The 20,337-nt window shown below is 58.4% G+C and carries 17 protein-coding genes; 10 read left to right on the top strand and 7 right to left on the bottom strand.

All coding sequences use genetic code 11. The annotated features are described in order from the left end of the window. The first annotated feature begins 235 nt into the window (after window positions 1-235). The 4 genes from FJD38_RS06295 (at window position 236) to FJD38_RS06280 (ending at window position 6,583) form a co-directional block, all read left to right on the top strand. The gene (locus FJD38_RS06295) at window positions 236-2,599 is read left to right on the top strand and encodes a hybrid sensor histidine kinase/response regulator (protein ID WP_146384410.1); all 2,364 of its coding nucleotides are present in this window, start codon (window positions 236-238) and stop codon (window positions 2,597-2,599) included. A gap of 75 nt (window positions 2,600-2,674) precedes the next feature. Further along, window positions 2,675-4,324 carry an acyl-CoA dehydrogenase family protein gene (locus tag FJD38_RS06290; RefSeq protein WP_146384408.1) on the top strand — a complete coding sequence of 550 codons (1,650 nt, stop codon included), beginning with the start codon at window positions 2,675-2,677 and terminating at the stop codon, window positions 4,322-4,324. A 76-nt stretch (window positions 4,325-4,400) separates the two neighbouring features. After that, window positions 4,401-5,873, top strand: a complete 1,473-nt coding sequence (gene amn / locus FJD38_RS06285; RefSeq protein WP_167654232.1) for an AMP nucleosidase — start codon at window positions 4,401-4,403, stop codon at window positions 5,871-5,873. 143 nt (window positions 5,874-6,016) lie between these two features. Then, window positions 6,017-6,583, top strand: a complete 567-nt coding sequence (locus tag FJD38_RS06280) for a pseudouridine synthase (protein WP_167654247.1) — start codon at window positions 6,017-6,019, stop codon at window positions 6,581-6,583. Here the strand turns inward: FJD38_RS06280 and FJD38_RS06275 are convergent. Together FJD38_RS06275 and FJD38_RS06270 are read right to left on the bottom strand one after the other, a co-directional pair. Continuing rightward, window positions 6,578-6,787: a DUF2788 domain-containing protein gene (locus tag FJD38_RS06275; RefSeq protein ID WP_122783202.1), complete on the bottom strand. Its 210-nt coding sequence runs from the start codon at window positions 6,785-6,787 to the stop codon at window positions 6,578-6,580. The genes FJD38_RS06280 and FJD38_RS06275 overlap by 6 nt on opposite strands. Window positions 6,788-6,972: 185 nt before the next feature. Continuing rightward, window positions 6,973-7,452, bottom strand: coding sequence for an Lrp/AsnC family transcriptional regulator (locus FJD38_RS06270; RefSeq protein ID WP_122783243.1), 480 nt, complete (start codon window positions 7,450-7,452; stop codon window positions 6,973-6,975). 413 nt (window positions 7,453-7,865) lie between these two features. Here FJD38_RS06270 and FJD38_RS06265 point away from each other — a divergent pair, with 413 nt between their 5' ends. Beyond that, window positions 7,866-8,903 (top strand): DUF6515 family protein, encoded by a 1,038-nt coding sequence (locus tag FJD38_RS06265; RefSeq protein WP_146384406.1) that lies wholly within the window; start codon window positions 7,866-7,868, stop codon window positions 8,901-8,903. Here the strand turns inward: FJD38_RS06265 and FJD38_RS06260 are convergent. Further along, window positions 8,893-9,798, bottom strand: coding sequence for a cation diffusion facilitator family transporter (locus tag FJD38_RS06260; RefSeq protein ID WP_146384404.1), 906 nt, complete (start codon window positions 9,796-9,798; stop codon window positions 8,893-8,895). The genes FJD38_RS06265 and FJD38_RS06260 overlap by 11 nt on opposite strands. 14 nt (window positions 9,799-9,812) lie before the next feature. After that, the gene (locus FJD38_RS06255) at window positions 9,813-10,232 is read right to left on the bottom strand and encodes a polyribonucleotide nucleotidyltransferase (RefSeq protein WP_122783242.1); all 420 of its coding nucleotides are present in this window, start codon (window positions 10,230-10,232) and stop codon (window positions 9,813-9,815) included. Window positions 10,233-10,335: 103 nt separating this feature from the next. On the opposite strand from FJD38_RS06255, the gene hrpB reads away from it, so the two are divergent. Then, window positions 10,336-12,855, top strand: coding sequence for an ATP-dependent helicase HrpB (gene hrpB, locus FJD38_RS06250; protein WP_146384403.1), 2,520 nt, complete (start codon window positions 10,336-10,338; stop codon window positions 12,853-12,855). Between the two features lie 15 nt (window positions 12,856-12,870). On the opposite strand, the gene FJD38_RS06245 is transcribed toward hrpB, so the two are convergent. Together FJD38_RS06245 and FJD38_RS06240 are read right to left on the bottom strand one after the other, a co-directional pair. Further along, the gene (locus tag FJD38_RS06245; RefSeq protein ID WP_146384401.1) at window positions 12,871-13,953 is read right to left on the bottom strand and encodes an endonuclease/exonuclease/phosphatase family protein; all 1,083 of its coding nucleotides are present in this window, start codon (window positions 13,951-13,953) and stop codon (window positions 12,871-12,873) included. An 86-nt stretch (window positions 13,954-14,039) separates the two neighbouring features. Continuing rightward, complete coding sequence (locus tag FJD38_RS06240; protein ID WP_146384399.1) at window positions 14,040-14,702, bottom strand: YciC family protein; 663 nt, start codon at window positions 14,700-14,702, stop codon at window positions 14,040-14,042. A gap of 192 nt (window positions 14,703-14,894) precedes the next feature. On the opposite strand from FJD38_RS06240, the gene FJD38_RS06235 reads away from it, so the two are divergent. The 4 genes from FJD38_RS06235 (at window position 14,895) to rhlE1 (ending at window position 18,919) form a co-directional block, all read left to right on the top strand. Then, window positions 14,895-15,371, top strand: coding sequence for an NYN domain-containing protein (locus FJD38_RS06235; RefSeq protein ID WP_122783196.1), 477 nt, complete (start codon window positions 14,895-14,897; stop codon window positions 15,369-15,371). A 28-nt stretch (window positions 15,372-15,399) separates the two neighbouring features. Next, window positions 15,400-16,011, top strand: a complete 612-nt coding sequence (locus FJD38_RS06230) for a 3'-5' exonuclease (RefSeq protein WP_146384397.1) — start codon at window positions 15,400-15,402, stop codon at window positions 16,009-16,011. A gap of 621 nt (window positions 16,012-16,632) precedes the next feature. Beyond that, the gene (yedA, locus tag FJD38_RS06225) at window positions 16,633-17,523 is read left to right on the top strand and encodes a drug/metabolite exporter YedA (RefSeq protein ID WP_146384395.1); all 891 of its coding nucleotides are present in this window, start codon (window positions 16,633-16,635) and stop codon (window positions 17,521-17,523) included. 58 nt (window positions 17,524-17,581) lie between these two features. Then, window positions 17,582-18,919: an RNA helicase RhlE1 gene (gene rhlE1, locus FJD38_RS06220; protein ID WP_122782238.1), complete on the top strand. Its 1,338-nt coding sequence runs from the start codon at window positions 17,582-17,584 to the stop codon at window positions 18,917-18,919. Here the strand turns inward: rhlE1 and FJD38_RS06215 are convergent. Further along, window positions 18,916-20,151, bottom strand: coding sequence for a TIGR03862 family flavoprotein (locus FJD38_RS06215; protein WP_146384393.1), 1,236 nt, complete (start codon window positions 20,149-20,151; stop codon window positions 18,916-18,918). The two genes, rhlE1 and FJD38_RS06215, sit on opposite strands and share 4 nt — an antisense overlap. Window positions 20,152-20,337: the final 186 nt, after the last annotated feature.

The raw sequence follows: 20,337 nt of genomic DNA, 5'->3' as shown, positions 1-20,337 counted from the left end.
GCTGAAGTGTCGCGCGTGAGTATTCGTTTGTGGGCATTTTGCCACCACGTGGTATGCGCTTAAATCTCGCTGCAATGCCCGATCTAGAGCCTTTGAGAAGAATATTAGAGTGATGCATATTTGCCACTACCGCTATGTTAAAGTGACTGCAAATTAATAACAGGTTGTCTGGTAAGTGGGTCTCAAAGGGAATGAGCGGATTACCCATACTGCCAGGCTGCCACGTTGGGGCTGTATGCGCTATTTGCTGATGATGTTGTTGGGCTGGCTGCCGATGCTGGCCAGCGCAGTGGATTTTGACGAAACCACACAGAGCCTGCCCTTGGGCCGACTGATGCAAGTCTTTGAAGATTCGGGTGGTACGGCGAAGCTGGCAGATGTCATCGGCCACGACGAGCTCTTCAAGCCTCTTGATAAAGACACCTTGAATGCCGGTTATTCCCACTCGGCCTTCTGGATCAAGCTGGACTTGCGTTATCAGCCGCAGAATCCCAACACTCATCGCACTTGGTTGCTGGAGTTGGCGTACCCGCCAATGGACCAAATTGATCTGTATACCCCGGACGCATCTGGCAATTATCGGCTGGCTGCCCGAACGGGCGACTCCCTGCCTTTCGACAGCCGCGACATCAAAGAAAACAACTACCTGTTCGAGCTTAACTTCATTCCGGGGCAGCCTCAGACGGTGTATTTGCGGCTGGCCAGCCAAGGGTCGATACAGGCGCCGATTACCTTGTGGTCGGCACAGGCCTACCTCGAAAATCAGCCCGTCAGGATTTATATATTGGGTCTGATTTACGGCGTGTTGCTGGGGATGTTGGTTTACAACCTGTTTATTTACCTCAGCGTACGTGACACCAGCTACCTCTATTACATCTTTTACATCGCCTCTTTCGGGCTGTACCAACTGTCGGTCAATGGCGCCGCAGTGCAGTATTTCTGGCCGAACAATCCGTGGTGGGCCAATGCGTCCACGCCGTTTCTGATCGGTTCGGCGGCCTTTTTTGGTTGCCAGTTTGCCCGCACGTTTTTGCAAACGGCCACCCATAGCCGCAAGCTTGATTGGGCATTAAAGGCCCTGATGGCGGTGGGGGTGCTAGTGATGGTGCTCGCATTGTCGACGAGCTATGCCGTGTCATTACGTTTGGCCACCGGGCTGGCGCTGGCCTTTATCGTCACTATCTTTACCGCAGGTATCGTTGCCTGGGCACGCGGCCTGCGGGTGGCTCGTTATTTTGTGATTGCCTGGTCGGCTTTCTTGCTGGGTGGGTTGATCAACACACTCATGGTGCTCGGCTACCTGCCGAACATGTTCTTGACCATGTACTCCAGCCAGATCGGCGCAGCCATTGAAGTGGGCTTGCTGTCGTTGGCGCTGGCGGACCGGATCAATGCCATGCGCGACTTGCAGGCGCGTACGCTGCAAGAGTCCGGGCAACAGCTGGCCGCCATGAACCAGCAGTTGGCGCGTACCAACAAGCTCAAGGACGAATTCCTGTCCACGGTGACCCATGAATTGCGTACGCCTATGAATGGCGTGCTGGGGTCAATAGAGTTGATCAAGACCCTGGATTTAACCCCGGAGCTGGAGCTGTATACGCAAACGGCTGAAGGCTCGGCCCGAGAAATGATGCACATGGTCAATGGCATTCTGTCCCTGACCGAGCTACAGGCCGGGCGGCTGATCGTGCGCTCTCAGCCTTTTAGTTTGAAGAGTCTGGTGCAGAGTTTGAACATTCAGTTCGCCCCATTGGCACACACTAAAGGGCTGGAATTTTCCTATGAAGTCGCGAGCAACCTGCCCGATCAGTGGGTAGGGGATTCAGACAAGATTCGTCAATGCCTGGAGTGTCTGTTGGAGAACGCGATTAAATTCACCAGCGTAGGTGATGTGATTTTGCGGGTGACGGGCAAGACCTCTGAAGAGGCCGGTCGCTGGGCGCTGACCTTTAATGTGATCGACAGCGGCATTGGTTTTGTTCATCAGGAGCAGGGTGAGCTATATCAGCACTTCTTTCAGGTCGATGGTTCCATGACCCGAAGCTACGGCGGGTTGGGAATCGGTCTGGCGATTTGTCGACGTTTGGTGGAGTTGTTGGGCGGCCAGCTCACGCATCAATCGCAGCCGAGCAAGGGGTCTGAGTTCCAACTGTTGCTGCTACTGGATTCGCCTGTCGAGCTGCCGAGCGAGGTCGCGACAAGAGACCCGCAAGATTGTGTGATTTTACTGGTGGAAGATAACAGCGCCGACTGCAGGGTACTGCGTGGCATGCTGCTCAAATTGGGCTATCGACTGATCAACGTCGACAGCGGCGAGGCGGCAGTGACTGCTTTACGTCGCGAACACGTTGATGCTGTGATCGTCGGCTGCCCGGTTAATCCTGTTGCGCAGACGTCGGCAGGCAGGCAGCTGCTTAGCTTGGCAGACTGCGCGCAGCTGCCTGTGATGGCGATATTTGACTCTCAGGCGCACGCACAGCAGGTGCGCGAACAGGTCGATGGCATTAGCGACTACTGGATCAAGCCCCTGCGTTTTGAAGAGGTCCAGCGTACGCTTGAGCAGCGGTTATTGATGGGGCAGGATGGCATAAGCGCCTAACGTTAGGCGCTTATGCCCCTTGTGGTGGCGGCCACGCGTGCTTCACTGGGTTCATTGAACTCAGGAGCCAGCGCCATGAACCTGCATCAATTCGCCGAAACCCATCAGGTCACCAATCAACCGCCGTCTCTGGACGGTGCCAACCTGTACCGCATCGACCTGCCCTTGCAGCAGTGGGGCCAGCATTTCGGGGCAGGTTGGGCGCAGGCCCGCATTGATCACTACGGCGCATTGGCAGGCGGGCCCTTGATGGCTGCGGGGTTTCTGGCCAATGAAAACAAGCCCGTTTTTGTCAGCCATGACCGTTTTGGCCGTCGGATTGATCTGGTGGAGTTTCATCCGGCCTATCACGAGTTGATGCGTACGGCGATTGAGCACGGTTTACCGTCCTTACCCTGGGTCGACCCTAAACCCGGCGCCCATGTGGCCCGTGCCTGCATGACCTATTTGCACTCGCAGGCCGAGGCTGGCAGTGGCTGCCCCCTGACCATGACCTTTGCCAGCGTTCCGGCCCTGCGGTTGCAACCAGACATTGCCCAACTGTGGCTGCCTAAAGTGCTGGCGACCCAGTACGACCCGCGCAACGTCGACATCAGTCAAAAAGCCGGTGTGACCCTGGGCATGGCCATGACCGAAAAACAAGGCGGTACGGATGTGCGGGCCAACACCACGCGAGCCTACCCTGTGGGTGCCAGCGGGCCGGGGCAGGCGTATGAGTTGCTGGGGCACAAGTGGTTTTGTTCGGCCCCCATGTGCGATGGATTTCTGACGTTGGCGCAGACCGATAAAGGCCTGAGCTGTTTCTTGCTGCCGCGCCATCGTCCAGATGGCAGCCGTAACGAGTTCTACATCCAGCGACTGAAAAACAAGCTGGGCAACAGCTCAAACGCTTCCAGTGAGGTCGAGTTTCGTGGGGCGCTGGCGTGGATGATGGGCGAAGAAGGACGCGGAGTACCGACGATTATTGAAATGGTCGCCATGACCCGCTTCGATTGCATGGTGGGTTCCAGCGCCTTGATGCGTCAGGCGCTGACCCAGGCCAGCCATCACTGCGCTCATCGCCTGGTCGGCGGCCGGGTGCTGGCTGAGCAGCCGTTGATGCAAAACGTGCTCGCCGATCTGGCCCTTGAAAGCGAAGCTGCCCTGGCCTTGAGTCTGCGTATGGGGCGAGCGCTGGATCATTTGGATGACGCCCAAGAGGCCAAGTTCGCGCGGCTGGTAACGGCCGTGGGCAAATACTGGATCTGCAAACGGGCTCCGGCCATGATCAATGAAGCCGCCGAGTGCATGGGTGGCGCGGGGTATGTGGAAGACAGCATTCTGCCGCGTCTTTATCGCGAGGCGCCGGTCAACTCGACCTGGGAGGGTTCTGGCAATGTGCAGTGCCTTGACGTATTGCGGGCCTTGTCCAAAGAACCCGGTGTGCTTGACGCCTTGTTTGCCGAGTTGGGGGATGGCCATGGCGATGTACGTTTGGCCAAGCATATCCGCACCTTGAAGCAAGCCTTTAAAGACACTGAGGATGTTCAGTACCGTGCGCGGCAATTGACCGAGGACATCGCATTGGGCTTGCAGGCAAAACTATTGCTGGAAGCGGGCAACAGCGATATCAGTGACGCGTTCATTGCCAGCCGGTTGCACGGCAGCGGCCGGGTGTATGGCTTGTTGCCCCGTGGCCTGAATATCTCCGCTATCGTTGCCCGCTCAACACCGCAGGTGTTTTGATAATCCCGCGCCAGACCGCTCTGTGCTTTGCGCAACGATGCAGGCAAGATAAAGGTCAGCCCGTTCTGAAGACAGGATGCTTATCGTGACTGAAGATTTTATTGTCGTTGCAACCGCTGAAGAGGCCGTCGATCGCCTCGCAGCCCTCCACGAACGTGCAACCACGGCGTTGAGCCAGGCGCTCAAGCGTTATCTCAAAGACCGGCTTGAGCCCACCGCCGAGGAGCGCGCACAGTTTCGCTATCCGGAACTGCGCCTAACCTACCGCATCAATGGCGAAGTCCCGACGACGACTCGCGCCTATGCCAAGGTTCAACTGCCCGGCACCTACAGCGTAACCGTCACACATCCGGCGGCCTTCCGTAATTATTTACTGGAACAGCTGGTGCCCTTGATGCGCGATTTTACCGTCGAGGTAGAAGTGGGGGTCAGTCAGCAAGACATTCCATATCCCTACGTGGTCGAGCAGGGCGATGAGCTGGCCGGCTCAGGTGTGACCGCCGCTGCGCTGGCGCGGGTATTCCCCAGTACTGATTTGTCGGCCGCCACCGATGGCATTGCCGATGGTCTGTACGATTGGGAAAACACCGACCCGCTACCCTTGGCGCTGTTTGATGCGGCCCGTGTCGACTTTTCGCTACGTCGTCTGGTGCATTACACCGGCAGCGACTGGCGCCATGTTCAGCCGTGGATTCTGCTGACCAACTACCACCGCTATGTCGATCAGTTCATCGTGCACGGCCTTGAGCAATTGCGCGATAACCCGCGTTTTGTGCGCATGGTATTGCCGGGCAATGTGATGATCGAAAAGGCCATGGATTATGGCGAAGCCCAAGCGATTGCCGCCGGCGTGGTGTGGCACCGTTACCAAATGCCCGCTTACCACTTGCAGGCCAGCGATGGTCATGGGGTGACGCTGGTGAATATTGGCGTCGGCCCGTCCAACGCGAAAAACATCACCGATCACCTTGCGGTATTGCGCCCGCATTGCTGGCTGATGATCGGTCACTGTGGCGGTCTGCGTCAGTCGCAGACCATTGGCGACTACGTATTGGCCCACGCTTACATGCGACGCGACGGGATTCTGGACCGGGTTGTACCGCCCAACATTCCAATCCCGGCTTTGGCTGAGGTTCAGCTGGCGCTGCAAGAAGCCGCGGCGCAAGTCACTGGCGAACATGGCGATGAACTGAAAAAACGCCTGCGCACCGGTACCGTGCTGACCTATGACGACCGCAACTGGGAGCTGCGCTGGGCTCAGGAGCGACCGCTGATCAACCTGTCCCGCGCAGTGGCCGTGGACATGGAAAGCGGCACCATTGCCGCGCAGGGTTATCGTTTGCGGGTGCCTTATGGCACGTTGTTGTGTGTGTCGGACAAACCCTTGCACAGTGAAATCAAACTGCCGGGTTCGGCCAACGCTTTCTATGAGCGGGCGGTGAACCAGCATTTGAAAATCGGCATCGCTGCCGTGGAATTGATGCGCAAGCAACTGGCATCACTGCATTCGCGCAAACTGCGTAGTTTCGACGAACCACCGTTCCGCTGATAGACGATGGTCATTTGGCGATCAGGGCACTAGCATATCGAGCCCTGATCGCTAGATGTCCTTTTGTCATGTCCCGTCCTGCCCATCCCCCTGCACGCCGTCCGGCGCCCAAAAAACCTGCTGCGAGTGCAGTCGGTCGCCGCGTGGCCAAAGCCCCACCGTCTGATCCCAAGTTATTTCTGTTTAACAAACCATTCGATGTACTCACCCAGTTCAGCGATGAAGGCGGGCGGGCGACGCTCAAGGATTTTATCCCCATCCCCGGTATTTACCCGGCCGGACGCCTGGACCGCGACAGTGAAGGATTGTTGTTGCTGACCAATGATGGCCAGTTACAGGCTCGTATTGCCGACCCCAAGCACAAACTGCCCAAGACGTATTGGGTGCAAGTAGAGGGTGAACCGACGCCTGAGCAGTTGCAACAACTGCGTGATGGTGTCGAACTCAATGATGGCAAGACTTTGCCCGCCGAAGCGCGCGCCCTTGAAGAGCCCCAGCTATGGCCGCGTAACCCGCCTGTGCGGTTTCGCAAGAGCGTGCCGACATCATGGCTGGAACTGGTGATCCGCGAGGGTCGTAATCGCCAGGTGCGGCGCATGACGGCTGCGGTCGGCTTGCCGACCTTGCGACTGGTGCGGGTGCGCATAGGCGACTGGACGATCGAGGGGCTGGATCAGGGCCAATACAAGGAAGTGCCGGCGCGGCTATAGCGTGCCCGACTCGATCAGGCCGATCACCACGCTTTTGATGATGAACGCCACCACGCCCAGGCCCAACACGAAAAACAGGATAAATGACCCAAAACGCCCGGCCTTGGACTTTTTCGCCAGATCCCAGACGATAAAGGCCATAAAAACAATCAGGACGCTGACCAGAATCGTCATCATCCATTCTTCAAGCAGGGCCGGGTCCATCGGTGTTCTCCAGTGCTATGGAACATGAAAGCCGGGTCTCGTAGCAGCTGCCGAAGGCTGCGTCCGATTGCGTAGCGATCGTAAATGCAAAGTCCCGGGCTTGCAGGTACGCCCAGGTGCATGATTTTACGACGGCTTAGCCATCGGACGCAGCCTCCGGCAGCTGCTGCGAAAATGAGCAGGCATCACGTGCGCAAATGGGTCAACGGCAACTCGGTACTGTTGAGTACCTGATTGAGCACAAAACTGGAGCGCACGCTGGTTACGCCGTCGATGCGGGTCAGGTGACCCAGCAACAGTTTTTGATAGTGGTCCATGTCCGGCACCACGACTTTCAATTGATAGTCCGCGTCTATACCGGTCACCAGGCTACATTCCAGTACCTGCGGTAGCGTGCGGATCTCTGCTTCAAAATTCTCGAAGCGCTCTGGGGTGTGGCGATCCATGCCGATCAATACATAGGCGGTCAACGTCAAGCCCAGCAGCTTGCGGTCCAGCAACGCGACCTGACGCGAGATATACCCGTCGTCCTCCAATTGCTTGACCCGGCGAGAGCACGGGGACGGCGACAGGCCAATACGTTCGGCCAGTTCCTGATTAGAGATGCGCGCATCACGCTGTAATTCCGCCAAAATACTCAGATCGTATCGGTCGAGTTTGCTCACGAAGACACCCTTTGCCATAACTATTGCGTGAAAGTATCCACCTTAAGTCAAAAATTGCGCAAGTAATGTTTTATTCAGCAATCTTCGCAATCCTCTGCTGCCGTCCAAAGCCTATTCTTAACACCAGAATCACTGCCCGGACATAGAGTCCACTGCGGCCCGCCGAATCAGGCCAGCCGCGGCCGCCAACCCCACCGGGTTGCCCCGGCCCCCGGGCTACACACTGTCCACAAGACGGCGTGAGGTGAGCCAACATCACGAGTGTTGAGCCAGGACCGAAAAATTCAAAAGGCGACCGACGGGTCGCCTTTTTTTGTGCCCGAAAATAAAGTGCGCACCTGTTAGTCTCCCGCAGAACCGGATTGCGGTTTATCAGTCTTATGATTACGCCCCACCCCCTCATGAGGAACACCATGAAATCGCGCATCTGGCGTTTGGCTACTGCTGGTCTGATCTGCTTGAGTGTCGGCAGTCAGGCGTTGGCCGAAGAGCGAGGTGATGGACCCCCTCAGCATCAAAGTCGCCCGGATGGTGGGCAACAGCATGGTCAGCAACATGGCCAGCAAGGGCAGGGAGGCAACAATCACGCCCGCCCGGAGCAAGGGCAGGGGCAGGGCCGTCCGCAGGGTCAGCAGTGGAATCAGCATCAAGGCAATCAACCGCGTCCTGACAGCCATCAGCCTTCAGGCCGACCCGGTCAGCCGGGTAATAACCTTGTGATCCAGCCGCGTCCCGACACGGTGCAGCAAAACCCGCGTCCGCCCAGCGGTAATTGGCAAACCGCGCCCCGACCGCAAGGCAACTCCCCCCATTGGCAAGGCGGTGACCACTCAAGGCCTGACTACAATCCGGGTGCCCATAACGGTCGACCTGACGATAATCGCTGGCCGGGCCGACCAAATGGGCACGGCAACGGCTGGGGGCCGGGGCCACAGTACCGTCCCGGTTATATAGTTGACCGCTTCCCTGATCGCCATTGGCAGGTGCCGTATCGCGGGCAGAACTACTTCTTTTCCGGCGGCTACTGGTATCGACCCCAAGGGCCTCGTTACGTCGTCGTGCAACCGCCTTACGGGATTCGCGTAGGGTATTTACCAGACTACGCGCGAGAAGTTTTGATCGGGGGGTCGTTGTTGTTCCTCGCCGCAGGCGCTTATTACGCCTACCAACCGGCCACTCAGGATTACATCGTGGTACAGCCGCCGACCGCCATCGCGCAGCCTATGCCGCAGCCTCAAGGCAACGGTTATGACGTGGTGGCCTACCCGGCCAATGGCCAGAGCGCTGCGCAAGTCGATCAGGACCGCTACGACTGTTATCGCTGGGCGGTTGACCAAAGTGGCTTTGACCCGGCCAAAGTGACCTATGCCCCTTCGCCTGCCGTGGTGCAAACCTACCGGCAGGCTCAAGGCAATTGTCTGGGCAGCCGTGGCTATCAGGTCAATTATTAAGTGAAGTGGCTTGAGGTTTAACGACTTCCTGCGGGTCGGCGTGCACCAGCACCTCGGCCTGTGGATAAGCCTGGGTAATGGCGTGTGCCGCGTTGTCACTGATGCTGTGGGCTTGGGACAGTGTCAGTTCGCCTGGCAATTCAAGGTGCAACTGAACAAACCAGACATTGCCGGAAATGCGAGTGCGCAGATCATGCGCACCTAATACGCCGGGCACGCTGCACGCTAAGGCCAGCATGTTGTCACTGACATCGGTGGGTAATTCTTCGTCCATCAGCACAGAAAAACTCTCACGGGCGATCTGGTACGCGCTCCAGAGGATATACACCGCAATCCCCAGGCCGAACCAGGCGTCCAGTTGCGGGAAGCCCACGCTGGCCAGCACCAACGCCACCAAAATACTGCCGTTGAGCATCAAGTCTGATCGGTAGTGCAGCGAGTCGGCGCGTACCGCATTGGAACCTGTGGCCTTGACCACGCGATGTTGTAACACCAGCAGCCCGACGGTCATGACCAGCGAAAAGATGATCACGCCAATCCCGATCCACGGCGCTCCGACGGGCTCCGGGTGTTGCAGCCGTTCGACGGCCTGAAACGCAATCAGCACCGCACTCACGCCAATAAACAGGGCTTGCGCCATCCCGGCCAATGACTCGGCCTTGCCGTGGCCGTAACGGTGATCATCGTCTGCCGGGCGCAGCGCGTAATGGACGGCCAGCAAGTTAAGAAACGAGGTGACACCATCGAGCAACGAATCGGTCAAGCCGGCGAGCATGCTGATCGAACCACTGAGCCACCAGGCGATGGCCTTGGTCACGATCAACAGGCTTGCCACCGCCACTGACGCACGGGTGGCCAAGCGTAAAAGGCGAGCGTGTTCCGCGCTGCTGGTCATAGAGCGTCCTTGAGTCAGGCGGCTGGAATCAAACCGTAAAGGGCCAACTGTTGGGTGCTGCCTTTGTGTTGAATCAGGCGTGGGTCGTTCAGCGGGAAGCTATGGCCCAGTTCACTTTCAAGAATTGCCTGAAGCTTACTGTTGTCGACTTTGCCATCGGTGCTGACGGCTTCGCGCAGTTTTTCAGGGGCGATGTAGGCGGTCTTGCCCGGCGGGTAGTAAATCGCCCCGGTTGCGAAGTCGACGCCGAACGCAATCAGGCCCGGGATCACATAAAACAGCAGGCCCACGGCATCCAGTACCACGATCATCGGGTCAATCTTGCCGTCGATCTGACCGCGCCGGTCAGGGAAGAAAATACTCCCGCACGCGGTCAACTGGGTCAGCAAAGCGGCCACTACAACGCCGCCAATCACACGAGAAGGGATACGCATACACAAGACCTCGAAGGAGCTTAAAGAATCGGACTCAACATTAAGACCGTGCTTAATGCCGAACTGTTCGCCGTTATACTCGTCGCACTGTTCTGGAGCCACCATGATTTGTTTGCCGATTGATGAAGTTTTACCTGCGCTGCGTCAGGCCTTGCGTGAACGCCACGAAGCGGTGCTCGAAGCCCCGCCCGGCGCCGGTAAAACCACGCGGGTGCCGCTTGCCCTGTTGAATGAGCCGTGGCTCGCCGGGCAGAAGATTGTGATGCTCGAGCCCCGGCGCCTTGCAGCCAGAGCAGCGGCTGAACGTTTGGCCAGTGAGTTGGGCGAAAAGGTCGGCGAAACCGTGGGCTATCGGATTCGACTGGACAGTAAAGTTGGACCCAATACCCGTATCGAAGTCGTCACCGAAGGCATCCTGACCCGCCGCTTGCAGCACGACCCGGCCCTGGAGGGCGTGGGCTTGCTGATTTTTGACGAGTTCCATGAGCGTAGTCTGGATGCGGATCTTGCGTTGGCTTTGAGCCTCAATGGGCGTGAGCTGTTTCGCGATGAGCAGCCACTCAAAATCTTGTTGATGTCCGCCACTCTGGAAGGCGAGCGGTTGTCCAGTTTGCTGGACAATGCTCCTGTTGTAAGCAGTGAAGGCCGCATGTACCCGGTGGCCCTGCGCTGGGGGCGACCGTTTGTACCGGGTGAATTTATCGAGCCGCGCGTGGTGCAAACCGTCCTGGATGCCCTCAACGACGAAAGCGGTAGCCTGTTGGTGTTCCTGCCCGGTCAGGCGGAAATTCGTCGAGTCAATCAACAGCTGGCTGAGGCGCTGGGCTCGCGCAGTGACATCCTGCTTTGCCCTTTGCATGGTGAATTGGACCTGGCCGCCCAACGCGCCGCCATTGAGCCTGCGGCCAGCGGTGCGCGCAAGGTGGTGTTGGCGACCAATATCGCGGAGACCAGCCTGACCATTGATGGTGTTCGGGTCGTGATCGATGCCGGGCTGGCGCGGGTGCCGCGCTTCGATCCGGGCAGCGGCATGACCCGCCTCGACACACAGCGCATCTCCCGAGCCAGTGCTACCCAGCGCGCGGGCCGGGCCGGGCGCCTGGAGCCGGGTGTATGTTATCGCCTGTGGTCGCAAGACCAGCATGCACAATTGGCGGCGTATGGCAGCGCAGAAATTCTGCAGGCCGATCTCGCCGGGTTGGCGTTGCAACTGGCGCGCTGGGGCGTGGCCCCGCATGAACTGGTGTGGCTCGATGTGCCGCCCACCGCCAGTTATGCACAGGCTCAGCAATTGCTGGAGCGCTTGGGCGCGCTGCGCAACGGCACACTGACGCCCCACGGTGAAGCAATGGCCGAATTGCCGGCACATCCGCGCATCGCTCATTTGTTGTTGCGTGGGCAAGCGCTCGGGTTGGCTGACATGGCGTGTGACGTCGCGGCCTTGTTGGGTGAGCGCGATATTCTGCGGGGCGCCGGGGCTGATGTTCACAGCCGTCTCGCCTTGCTGTCTGGCGAAAGCCGTGCAGTACGCGGCGGGCAGGGCGGTGTGCAGCGGGCCAAGCAACTGGCCCGCCAGTATCGGGGCATGTTACGGGGCCAAGCCACGCAGCCGGTGGCCGATCCAGAGCATCCGCGCTGGCTGGGCGCCTTGCTGGCGCTGGCCTACCCCGACCGCGTTGCTCAGCAGCGCAAACCGGGTGGTGCTGAATATCGGCTGGCCAATGGTCGCGCAGCACTGTTCGGCGAAGTTGACGGCTTGATGAAACAGCCTTGGTTGGTGATTGCTGACTTGGGAAGTCGCCAGGGCCAGCGTGAAGAGCGCATTTATCTGGCCGCCGAATTTGATCCTGCGTTGCTGGACGGGGTGCTGCGCGAGCAGGTCAGCGTGGTAGATCAACTCGACTGGGACGAACGCGAAGGCGTACTGCGCGCTGAACGCCAGCGCAAAGTGGGCGAGTTGGTACTGAGCCGAGAACCGTTGACCGGTCTCGATGAAACAGCGCGCACCCAGGCATTGGTCAATCTGGTGCGGCGCAAAGGCCTTGAGCTGTTGCCGTGGACGCCCGAGCTGCGGCAGTGGCAGGCCAGAGTCACGTTGTTGCGTCAGCTCGATCTAGAGGCGCAGGGGCAAAGCGAGTGGCCGGATGTCAGCGATGGCGCTTTACTGGCCACCCTGGAAGAGTGGCTGGCACCTTATCTGGGGCGGGTATCGCGGTTAAGTCACTTTGCCAGCCTCGACCTGTCGAGCATTGTGCATAACGTGTTGAATTGGCCTTTGGGGCAGCGTCTTGATGAGCTGGCTCCGCATCACATCAAAGTACCTTCGGGCTCATCAGTGCGTCTGGACTACAGCGAGCACCCACCGATACTGGCCGTGCGCTTGCAAGAACTCTTCGGCCTGGCCGATACGCCGCGAATTGCAGGTGGGCGCCAAGTGGTGAAACTGCATTTGCTGTCGCCAGCCCGGCGTCCGGTGCAAGTGACACAAGATCTGGCCAACTTCTGGCGTAGCACCTATGCAGAGGTAAAGAAGGATTTGAAGGGGCGCTACCCCAAACACTATTGGCCTGATGACCCGTTGATCGCTGAGCCTACGGCGAGGATCAAGCCGCGCAAAACCTGATAGACCTGACGAGGGTTAATCGGAAGGCATCAAAAATTGGCCCATGACCGGCAAGTGATCGGAAATGGTCAAGGTATCTTCCTGGCGAACATAGCCATCAAGGCGCTGCAGTTTTGGACTGTAGAACAGGTAATCGAGGGTGCGATCCGGGCCATCAACCTGTGGGTCGTTGGGGAAGTGGGTCAACCATAGCTCGCGATTTATTCCCGTGGCATCCGGGTTACTCGGGATCATCGGATACCTTTCCCACAGAAAGTGCAGTTCGCTGTCAGGCGAGTAGTGTTGGCGCAAAGGGGGAGGCAAGCGCAGAAACTGGCCTATGGGCAGCAAGTTGAAATCGCCGCCAATCAACCACGGCGTGCCCTGACTTTCAAACTTGTCGAGCACGGCAGCCGTGGCTTGTACTTGCCGCTGCACAGCGCTGTTGTCGTGAGACGGAGCATCGAATTGAGTGTTGATGGCGATCAACTGACCGCCATCATTCAACGGCAGATAGCTCAGCAACAGTGCAGGCTTGGGCTGGAACTGGCGGCTGATGAAGTTGGCATCGGCCACGGGCAGTTGCAAGCGTTCGGCGTGTTCGATCTGAAAGCGGCTCAGGGTGACAAGTTTGCGGCCCACGCTGCCGAAAATATGCCGGTCGGGCACGAAGTCGGCTTTCCAGGTAAAGGCCTGGCTGCTGCACGGATACAGGTCAACCAAACGTTCTTGCAGCAGCGCCAGTTGATCCTGGTAATCGCTGGCCTTGGCGTTTTCATCGACTTCTTGCAGCAGCACCAGGTCGGGCCGCTCATCACGTATGACCCGCGACACTTCATCCAGGCTGTAAGCCATGTCTTCGCGGGTGGGCTGTGTGTCGGGGCCGCTGCCGTCCGCCAGGTTGTACCAGAAGACGTAGCGCTTGCCCGCCAGGTACTGAACGTTCCAGGTCATGACCTTCAGCGCTTGCCCCTGCGTGAGTACCGGGGCGGTGGTCGGGCACGAAAGCGCCAGCACCTCTTTGGCCTCGGGACGCCACGTCAGGCTGTAGATCAAGCTTGCCAGCACCCCTGCGAGCAGCAGCAAACCTAACAGGATGTGGCGCAGGAAACGTGGCATGGGCTCGGCTTATGACGTAGCAAGGAATTGGCGAGCATACCGGACGACCGTTCGACACCCAAGGAGCGATCAATAAGGAATCGTGCTCATTTGCTGTCAAACGATTCGCTGATTAGCATAAACAGGCGGAATACAACGACTGTCAGAAACAGCTGCAAGAAGCTGTAGAGGCTATCAAGCGCCAGTGACAAGAACAGGTTTTCATCCTTTGGGAACGCTGAAAAGGTCAGTTCTTTCAACAGCATCAGCGGTGCCAGTACGGCCGCCACGCACGTAAATATCTGCCAGAAATGCCCTCGGCTCATCAGCACGCTGGACTTTAACGCTGCCAGTGGCCCTTCACCGCGTAATACCAGTCGGTACTCGGAAAATGCAAAGACGATGGTCATGAAAATACCGGGCAGAACCAATATCGATAGCCCTAGCACAATGGCCAGCGTGCTGATGGCGGATAACAAGGCGAAGTTGGGCCAGAGGGACAGCGCGCGCGCCAGCAGGTCACTATTACGGGGCGATTCACCCCGGCTGCGAGCATCCAGAAACAGAATCAGGGCGCCCGTGTACAGCGGGTACACCAGCAAGCCGACCAGCAGGTCATAACCGGGTGAAGCATCCGGCCCCGAAGCGCTGCTGACCATCTGCGTGATGATCGTTTCAAGAACAATCAGCGGCAAGCACAGCATGACGATCTGGCCCAGATTACGCTGGGTGAAGTAAAGGGCGTCGCGAAGAACAGTCATCGGGTTCATGGTTGGGTATCGGCAGTCAAAAGCGGTGTGTCACTTTAACCGATGAATTTACAACTTTAAGCAAATGTTGCTCAGGATCAGCATGAACCTACAGCTGAGCGGTTTATCCGCGCAAAGGTTCGGCAGGCTGGCATACTGCTGCCTTGTTATTTAGCTCATTGCCCGAAAGTCCGGGCTCCCAGAGGTTTGCCGGTGAAAAAAATTGCGGTCTTTGCGGATGTGCAGAACCTTTATTACACGGTTCGCCAAGCTTATGGCTGCCATTTCAATTACGCCGCGCTCTGGGCTGATATCAGCAAACGCGGTGAAATCGTCGAGGCGTATGCCTATGCGATTGATCGGGGTGACAGCAAACAGCAGCAATTTCAGCAAATACTGCGCAACCTCGGTTTCACGGTGAAACTCAAACCCTACATCCAGCGCAGCGATGGTTCGGCCAAGGGCGATTGGGACGTAGGGATCACCATCGACATCATGGACTCGGCGGCCAATGTCGATGAAGTGGTGCTGGCTTCGGGTGATGGTGACTTCGACCTGTTGCTTGAGCGTATCGCCAGCAAACACGGGGTCGAAACCGTGGCCTATGGTGTGCCTGGCCTTACCGCCAACTCATTGATTCGCGCTGCTACGCGCTATGTGCCGATTGAAGGCAGCTTGCTGCTGAAATAACGCCCCATTTTTACAGGATTGATCAGCTTTGGAACGCATTGCGGTAATTGACTTTGAAACCACCGGCATCTCTCCGAGCAGCAGTTGCCGGGCGACTGAAATTGCCGTGGTGATTCTTGAGCAGGGACGTATTGTTGAGCGTTATCAAAGCCTGATGAATGCCGGCGTGCGAGTGCCGGGGTTTATCGAGCAGCTCACGGGTATCAGCAACGCCATGTTGCGTACGGCGCCATCGGCTGAGCAGGTGATGAATGAGGTCAATGAATTCGTCGGTATCACGCCACTGCTGGCGCACAACGCGGCCTTCGACCAAAAGTTCTGGGATTTCGAGATGGGGCGCATCAAGCGCACCCGCTTGCAGAATTTTGCCTGCTCTTTGCTTTTGGCGCGCCGCTTGATGCCTGAAGCCCCCAATCACAAGCTGGGGACGTTGACCACGTTCGCTAACTTGCCTCACACGGGTCAGGCTCACCGGGCCATGGCCGACGCTGAAATGGCCGCTAACCTGACCACTCACCTGGCTGTGCGATTGCGCCAGCAACATGGTGTGCGTGAGTTGAATCACGAACTGTTGCGCGGCTTGCAGAAAGTCCCGGCGGCGAAAGTGACTGAACACTTGAAGCGTTATCGCGGTTTTTAACAGCACCCTCACCCCAACCCTCTCCCAGAGGGAGAGGGGGCTGATTGGCGGTGTTGCGCAGATCTGCTTTTGCCTTTAACTCCCACTGCACTCAAGGGAGAGAGGCTGATTGGCGGTGTTGCGCAGATCTGCTTTCGACTTTAACTCCCACTGCACTCAAAGGAGAGAGGCTGATTGGCGGTGTTGCGCAGATCTGCTTTTGCCTTTAACTCCCACTGCACTCAAGGGAGAGAGGCTGATTGGCGGTGTTGCGCAGATCTGCTTTTGCCTTTAACTCCCACTGCACACAAGGGAGAGAGGCTGATTGGCGGTGTTGCACAGATCTGCTTTCGACTTTAACTCCCTCTGCACTCAAGGGAGAGAGGCTGATTGGCGGTGTTGCGCAGATCTGCTTTTGCCTTTAACTCCCACTGCATTCAAGGGAGAGAGGCTGATGTGGGGTGTTGCACGGATCTGCTTTTGCCTTTAGTCCCCTCTCCCTCCGGGAGAGGGCTAGGGTGAGGGCGCTTTTGATTTTGAAAGAAAAGTGTACGGTCACTTTTGGTGCGTTCTGTTACTTATTATTTCTTTCTTCGTTGTCTAAACTCCCCAGTCCCCTGCCTCTGCCTTTGAGCTGCCTTCATGCCTGCCGCACGCCGTTTTCCGCTTCAACTGATCGGTGCTTTTTTCGCCTTGTACGTTATCTGGGGCTCGACCTATCTCGCCATCCGCATCGGTATTGAATCCTGGCCGCCGTTGATGATGGCCGGCGTGCGTTTTCTCATTGCAGGCAGCTTGATGTACGCCTATATGCGCTGGCGCGGGGCGCCTTCGCCGACGGCCATCCAGTGGCGTTCGGCAGCCATGATCGGCTTTCTGCTGCTGGCCTGCGGCAACGGCGGCGTCACGTTGGCCGAACACTCCGGCGTGGCGTCAGGCGTCGCCGCGTTGGCCGTGGCTACCGTGCCTTTGTTTACATTGCTGTTCGGTTACTTCTGGGGCGCGCGTAATACCCGTCTGGAATGGGCCGGCATCATTCTCGGATTGATCGGCATCGGCATGCTCAACCTGGGCTCCAACCTGCAAGCCAGTCCGATAGGCGCCGCGATGGTGATTTTTGCCGCCGCCGCGTGGGCATTTGGCTCGGTGTGGAGCCGACACTTGCCGCTGCCCGTCGGACCGATGGCCAGCGCGGCTGAAATGCTTGCGGCAGGTGCCATGCTGCTGGCGGCCAGCCTGCTCAGTGGCGAGCGCATGACCCATATGCCCACCGCTGCTGGCTGGGGGGCGCTGCTGTATCTGGTGATCTTCGGCTCGATCATCGCTTTCAGTGCGTATATGTACCTGTTGAAAAACGTGCGCCCGGCCGCTGCCACCAGCTACGCCTACGTCAACCCGGCCGTGGCGGTTATGTTGGGCATTGCCTTCGCCGGCGAAACCATCGGTGTAGAAGAGTGCCTGGCGATGGCGGTCATCATCAGCGCCGTGGTGTTGATCGGGTTGCCGCAGTGGCGTAAGAAGAATCCCGCCTGAATTAGGGTAAACTGCGCGCCATTGCACCTCTGCGCTGACCTTTTTCGACGGTATTCCCATGACATTCGCCACCCTTGGCCTCATCGAGCCCTTGCTGCGCGCCCTTGAGGCGCTCGGCTACAAGACCCCAACCCCGGTTCAGGCCCAAGCGATCCCCGCAGTGCTGGCAGGCCGTGACCTGATGGCCGCAGCCCAGACCGGCACCGGCAAAACCGCGGGTTTTGCCCTGCCGTTGTTGCAGTCGCTGACCATGGAAGGGCCGAAAGTCGCCAGTAACATGGTGCGTGCACTGGTGCTGGTACCGACCCGCGAATTGGCCGAGCAGGTGCACGAGAGCATTCGCCAGTACGCTGAACACCTGCCGTTGAGCACCTATGCGGTGTACGGCGGCGTCAGCATCAACCCGCAAATGATGAAAATGCGCAAAGGCGTAGATGTGCTGGTGGCTACACCGGGACGTCTGCTCGATCTTTACCGTCAAAAAGCCATCAAGTTCACGCAACTGCAAACGCTGATTCTTGATGAAGCTGACCGCATGCTCGACCTCGGCTTTACTGAAGAGTTGAAGGACATTTACCGCGTACTGCCGAAAAAGCGTCAGACCCTGCTGTTCTCGGCGACGTTCTCAGACCCGATTCGCTTGTTGGCCGAGCAGATGCTCGACAACCCGCTGAGCATCGAAGTCAGCCCGCGTAACGTAGCGGCCAGCAGCGTTAAGCAGTGGATCATTCCGGTGGATAAAAAGCGTAAGCCGGAGCTGTTTTTGCACCTGCTGCGCACCCAGCACTGGAAACAGGTACTGGTATTCGCCAAGACCCGCAACGGCGTGGACGAACTGGTCGGCAAGCTGCAAGCGCTGGGTATCAATGCGGATGGCATTCACGGCGACAAGCCTCAAGCGACGCGCCAGCGTGCGCTGGATCGTTTCAAGGCCAGCGAAGTACAGATTCTGGTGGCGACCGATGTGGCAGCCCGTGGTCTGGACATCGAAGACTTGCCGTTGGTGATCAACTTCGACATGCCAATTGTGGCCGAAGACTACATTCACCGTATCGGCCGCACTGGCCGTGCGGGGCAGAAGGGCGAAGCCATTTCGTTTGTGTGCGCCGATGAAGTGAACATGCTGTCGGCCATTGAAATGCTGACCCGCCAGACCTTGCCACGCCATGAGCAGCAGGACTTTGAGCCTGAGCACCGTGTGCCCGAAACCGATGCCAGCGGGCAGGTGATCAAAAAGCCGAAGAAGCCCAAGAAGCCGAAAACCTCGGGCGGTGGTGGTAAGCGCAACCTGGGCAAGTGGGTCGACAGCGGTGAAGCTGCGCCGTCCGAGCCATCGGTCAAGCCGGTGCGCAAAGTGCCTGTGTTCAACACCGGCCCGCGCAAGCGCAAGCCTTAAGCGTTAAGCCAGCTTAAAACCCCCAACCCGGCGGCGCGGCCACTGGCAAAACAGCCCGTGAGCAAATAGCCGCCGGTGGGGGCTTCCCAATCGAGCATTTCGCCTGCGCAGAAGACGCCGGGTAATGGCTTGAGCATCAGGTTTTCATCCAGCGCCTCAAATCGCACGCCTCCCGCACTGCTGATGGCCTCGTCCAGTGGGCGCGCCTTCACCAGTTTGAGGGGCAGCGCTTTGATCGCTTTGGCCAGTCGTGCCGGGTCATTGAAGTCTTCAGCGCAGGCCAGTTCACGCAACAGCGCCGCTTTCACACCATCAAGTCCCAACTGGCTGTGCATATGTTTGCTCATCGAGCGCGAGCCGCGAGGCTTGGCCAGTGCGGCGGCTACTTTATCCACAGCCTTGCCCGGCAGCAGGTCGATCAGGATCGTTGCGCTGCCCTGTTGGTTGATAGCCTCTCGAATCGGTGCTGACCAGGCGTAAATCAAACTGCCTTCAATCCCGCTGGCGGTAATCACGCACTCGCCCAAGCGCGGGGTACTGTGCTCCTGTGCGATGGCGATGTTTTTCAGCGGTGCCCCGGCGAATTTACTGCGCAGCACCTCACTCCAACCTTGTACATCAAAGCCACAGTTGCTCGGCTGCAATGGGGCCAGCTCGACCTTGTGCTCAGCCAACAGCGGCATCCACGCACCATCGGAACCCAGTCTGGCCCAACTGCCGCCGCCCAGCGCCAGAATGACCGCATCGGGTTTGCAGCGCTTTTCGCCGTCGGGGCTGTCGATGCGCAACTGACCCTCGGCGTCCCAGCCCAGCCAGCGATGGCGGGTGTGGATAACCACACCGCTGTCGCGCAAACGCTTGAGCCAGGCGCGCAGTAGCGGGGCGGCTTTCATGTCGGTGGGGAAGACACGGCCTGAGCTGCCGACGAAAGTTTCAATACCCAAGTCGTGAATCCACTGACACAAGGCATCAGCGTCGAATGCCCGCAGCAGCGGGGCCATCTGCGGCGCACGTTCGGCATAGCGGGACAGGAAGGCCGGGTAGGCTTCGGAGTGGGTGATGTTCATGCCGCCCACGCCAGCCAGCAAAAACTTGCGGCCCACGGACGGCATGCTGTCGTAGAGGTCCACGTGTACGCCTGCCTGACTCAACACTTCGGCGGCCATTAAACCGGCAGGGCCCCCGCCAATAATGGCGACGTGACGGGAAGCAGAGGAGGTAGGCTGAGTCATGACAAGGCTGCAAATCGGCGAAATAAGTCGGGTATTCTACCTGAGCAGGTCGCAGATCTCCCGTAGCAGCTGCCGAAGGCTGCGTCCGAGCGCGCAGCGGTCGCTCAGTCAAAGCTCGCGGTTTATACGACTGCTGCGCAGCCGGACGCAGCCTTCGGCAGCTGCTACGAGGATAGGTGTGTGCTG

Source organism: Pseudomonas saxonica, from assembly GCF_007858365.1.
Taxonomy (GTDB): domain Bacteria; phylum Pseudomonadota; class Gammaproteobacteria; order Pseudomonadales; family Pseudomonadaceae; genus Aquipseudomonas; species Aquipseudomonas saxonica.
This window is presented reverse-complemented; position numbering and strand designations above follow the sequence as displayed.

Bases quoted from the DNA above. Each gene is read 5' to 3' on its own strand.
- amn (WP_167654232.1), top strand. From the start codon at position 4,401: ATGCTTATCGTGACTGAAGATTTTATTGTCGTTGCAACCGCTGAAGAG.
- FJD38_RS06275 (WP_122783202.1), bottom strand. From the start codon at position 6,787: ATGGACCCGGCCCTGCTTGAAGAATGGATGATGACGATTCTGGTCAGC.
- FJD38_RS06290 (WP_146384408.1), top strand. From the start codon at position 2,675: ATGAACCTGCATCAATTCGCCGAAACCCATCAGGTCACCAATCAACCG.
- hrpB (WP_146384403.1), top strand. From the start codon at position 10,336: ATGATTTGTTTGCCGATTGATGAAGTTTTACCTGCGCTGCGTCAGGCC.
- FJD38_RS06240 (WP_146384399.1), bottom strand. From the start codon at position 14,702: ATGAACCCGATGACTGTTCTTCGCGACGCCCTTTACTTCACCCAGCGT.
- FJD38_RS06295 (WP_146384410.1), top strand. From the start codon at position 236: ATGCGCTATTTGCTGATGATGTTGTTGGGCTGGCTGCCGATGCTGGCC.
- FJD38_RS06260 (WP_146384404.1), bottom strand. From the start codon at position 9,798: ATGACCAGCAGCGCGGAACACGCTCGCCTTTTACGCTTGGCCACCCGT.
- FJD38_RS06245 (WP_146384401.1), bottom strand. From the start codon at position 13,953: ATGCCACGTTTCCTGCGCCACATCCTGTTAGGTTTGCTGCTGCTCGCA.
- rhlE1 (WP_122782238.1), top strand. From the start codon at position 17,582: ATGACATTCGCCACCCTTGGCCTCATCGAGCCCTTGCTGCGCGCCCTT.
- FJD38_RS06265 (WP_146384406.1), top strand. From the start codon at position 7,866: ATGAAATCGCGCATCTGGCGTTTGGCTACTGCTGGTCTGATCTGCTTG.
- FJD38_RS06215 (WP_146384393.1), bottom strand. From the start codon at position 20,151: ATGACTCAGCCTACCTCCTCTGCTTCCCGTCACGTCGCCATTATTGGC.
- FJD38_RS06255 (WP_122783242.1), bottom strand. From the start codon at position 10,232: ATGCGTATCCCTTCTCGTGTGATTGGCGGCGTTGTAGTGGCCGCTTTG.
- yedA (WP_146384395.1), top strand. From the start codon at position 16,633: ATGCCTGCCGCACGCCGTTTTCCGCTTCAACTGATCGGTGCTTTTTTC.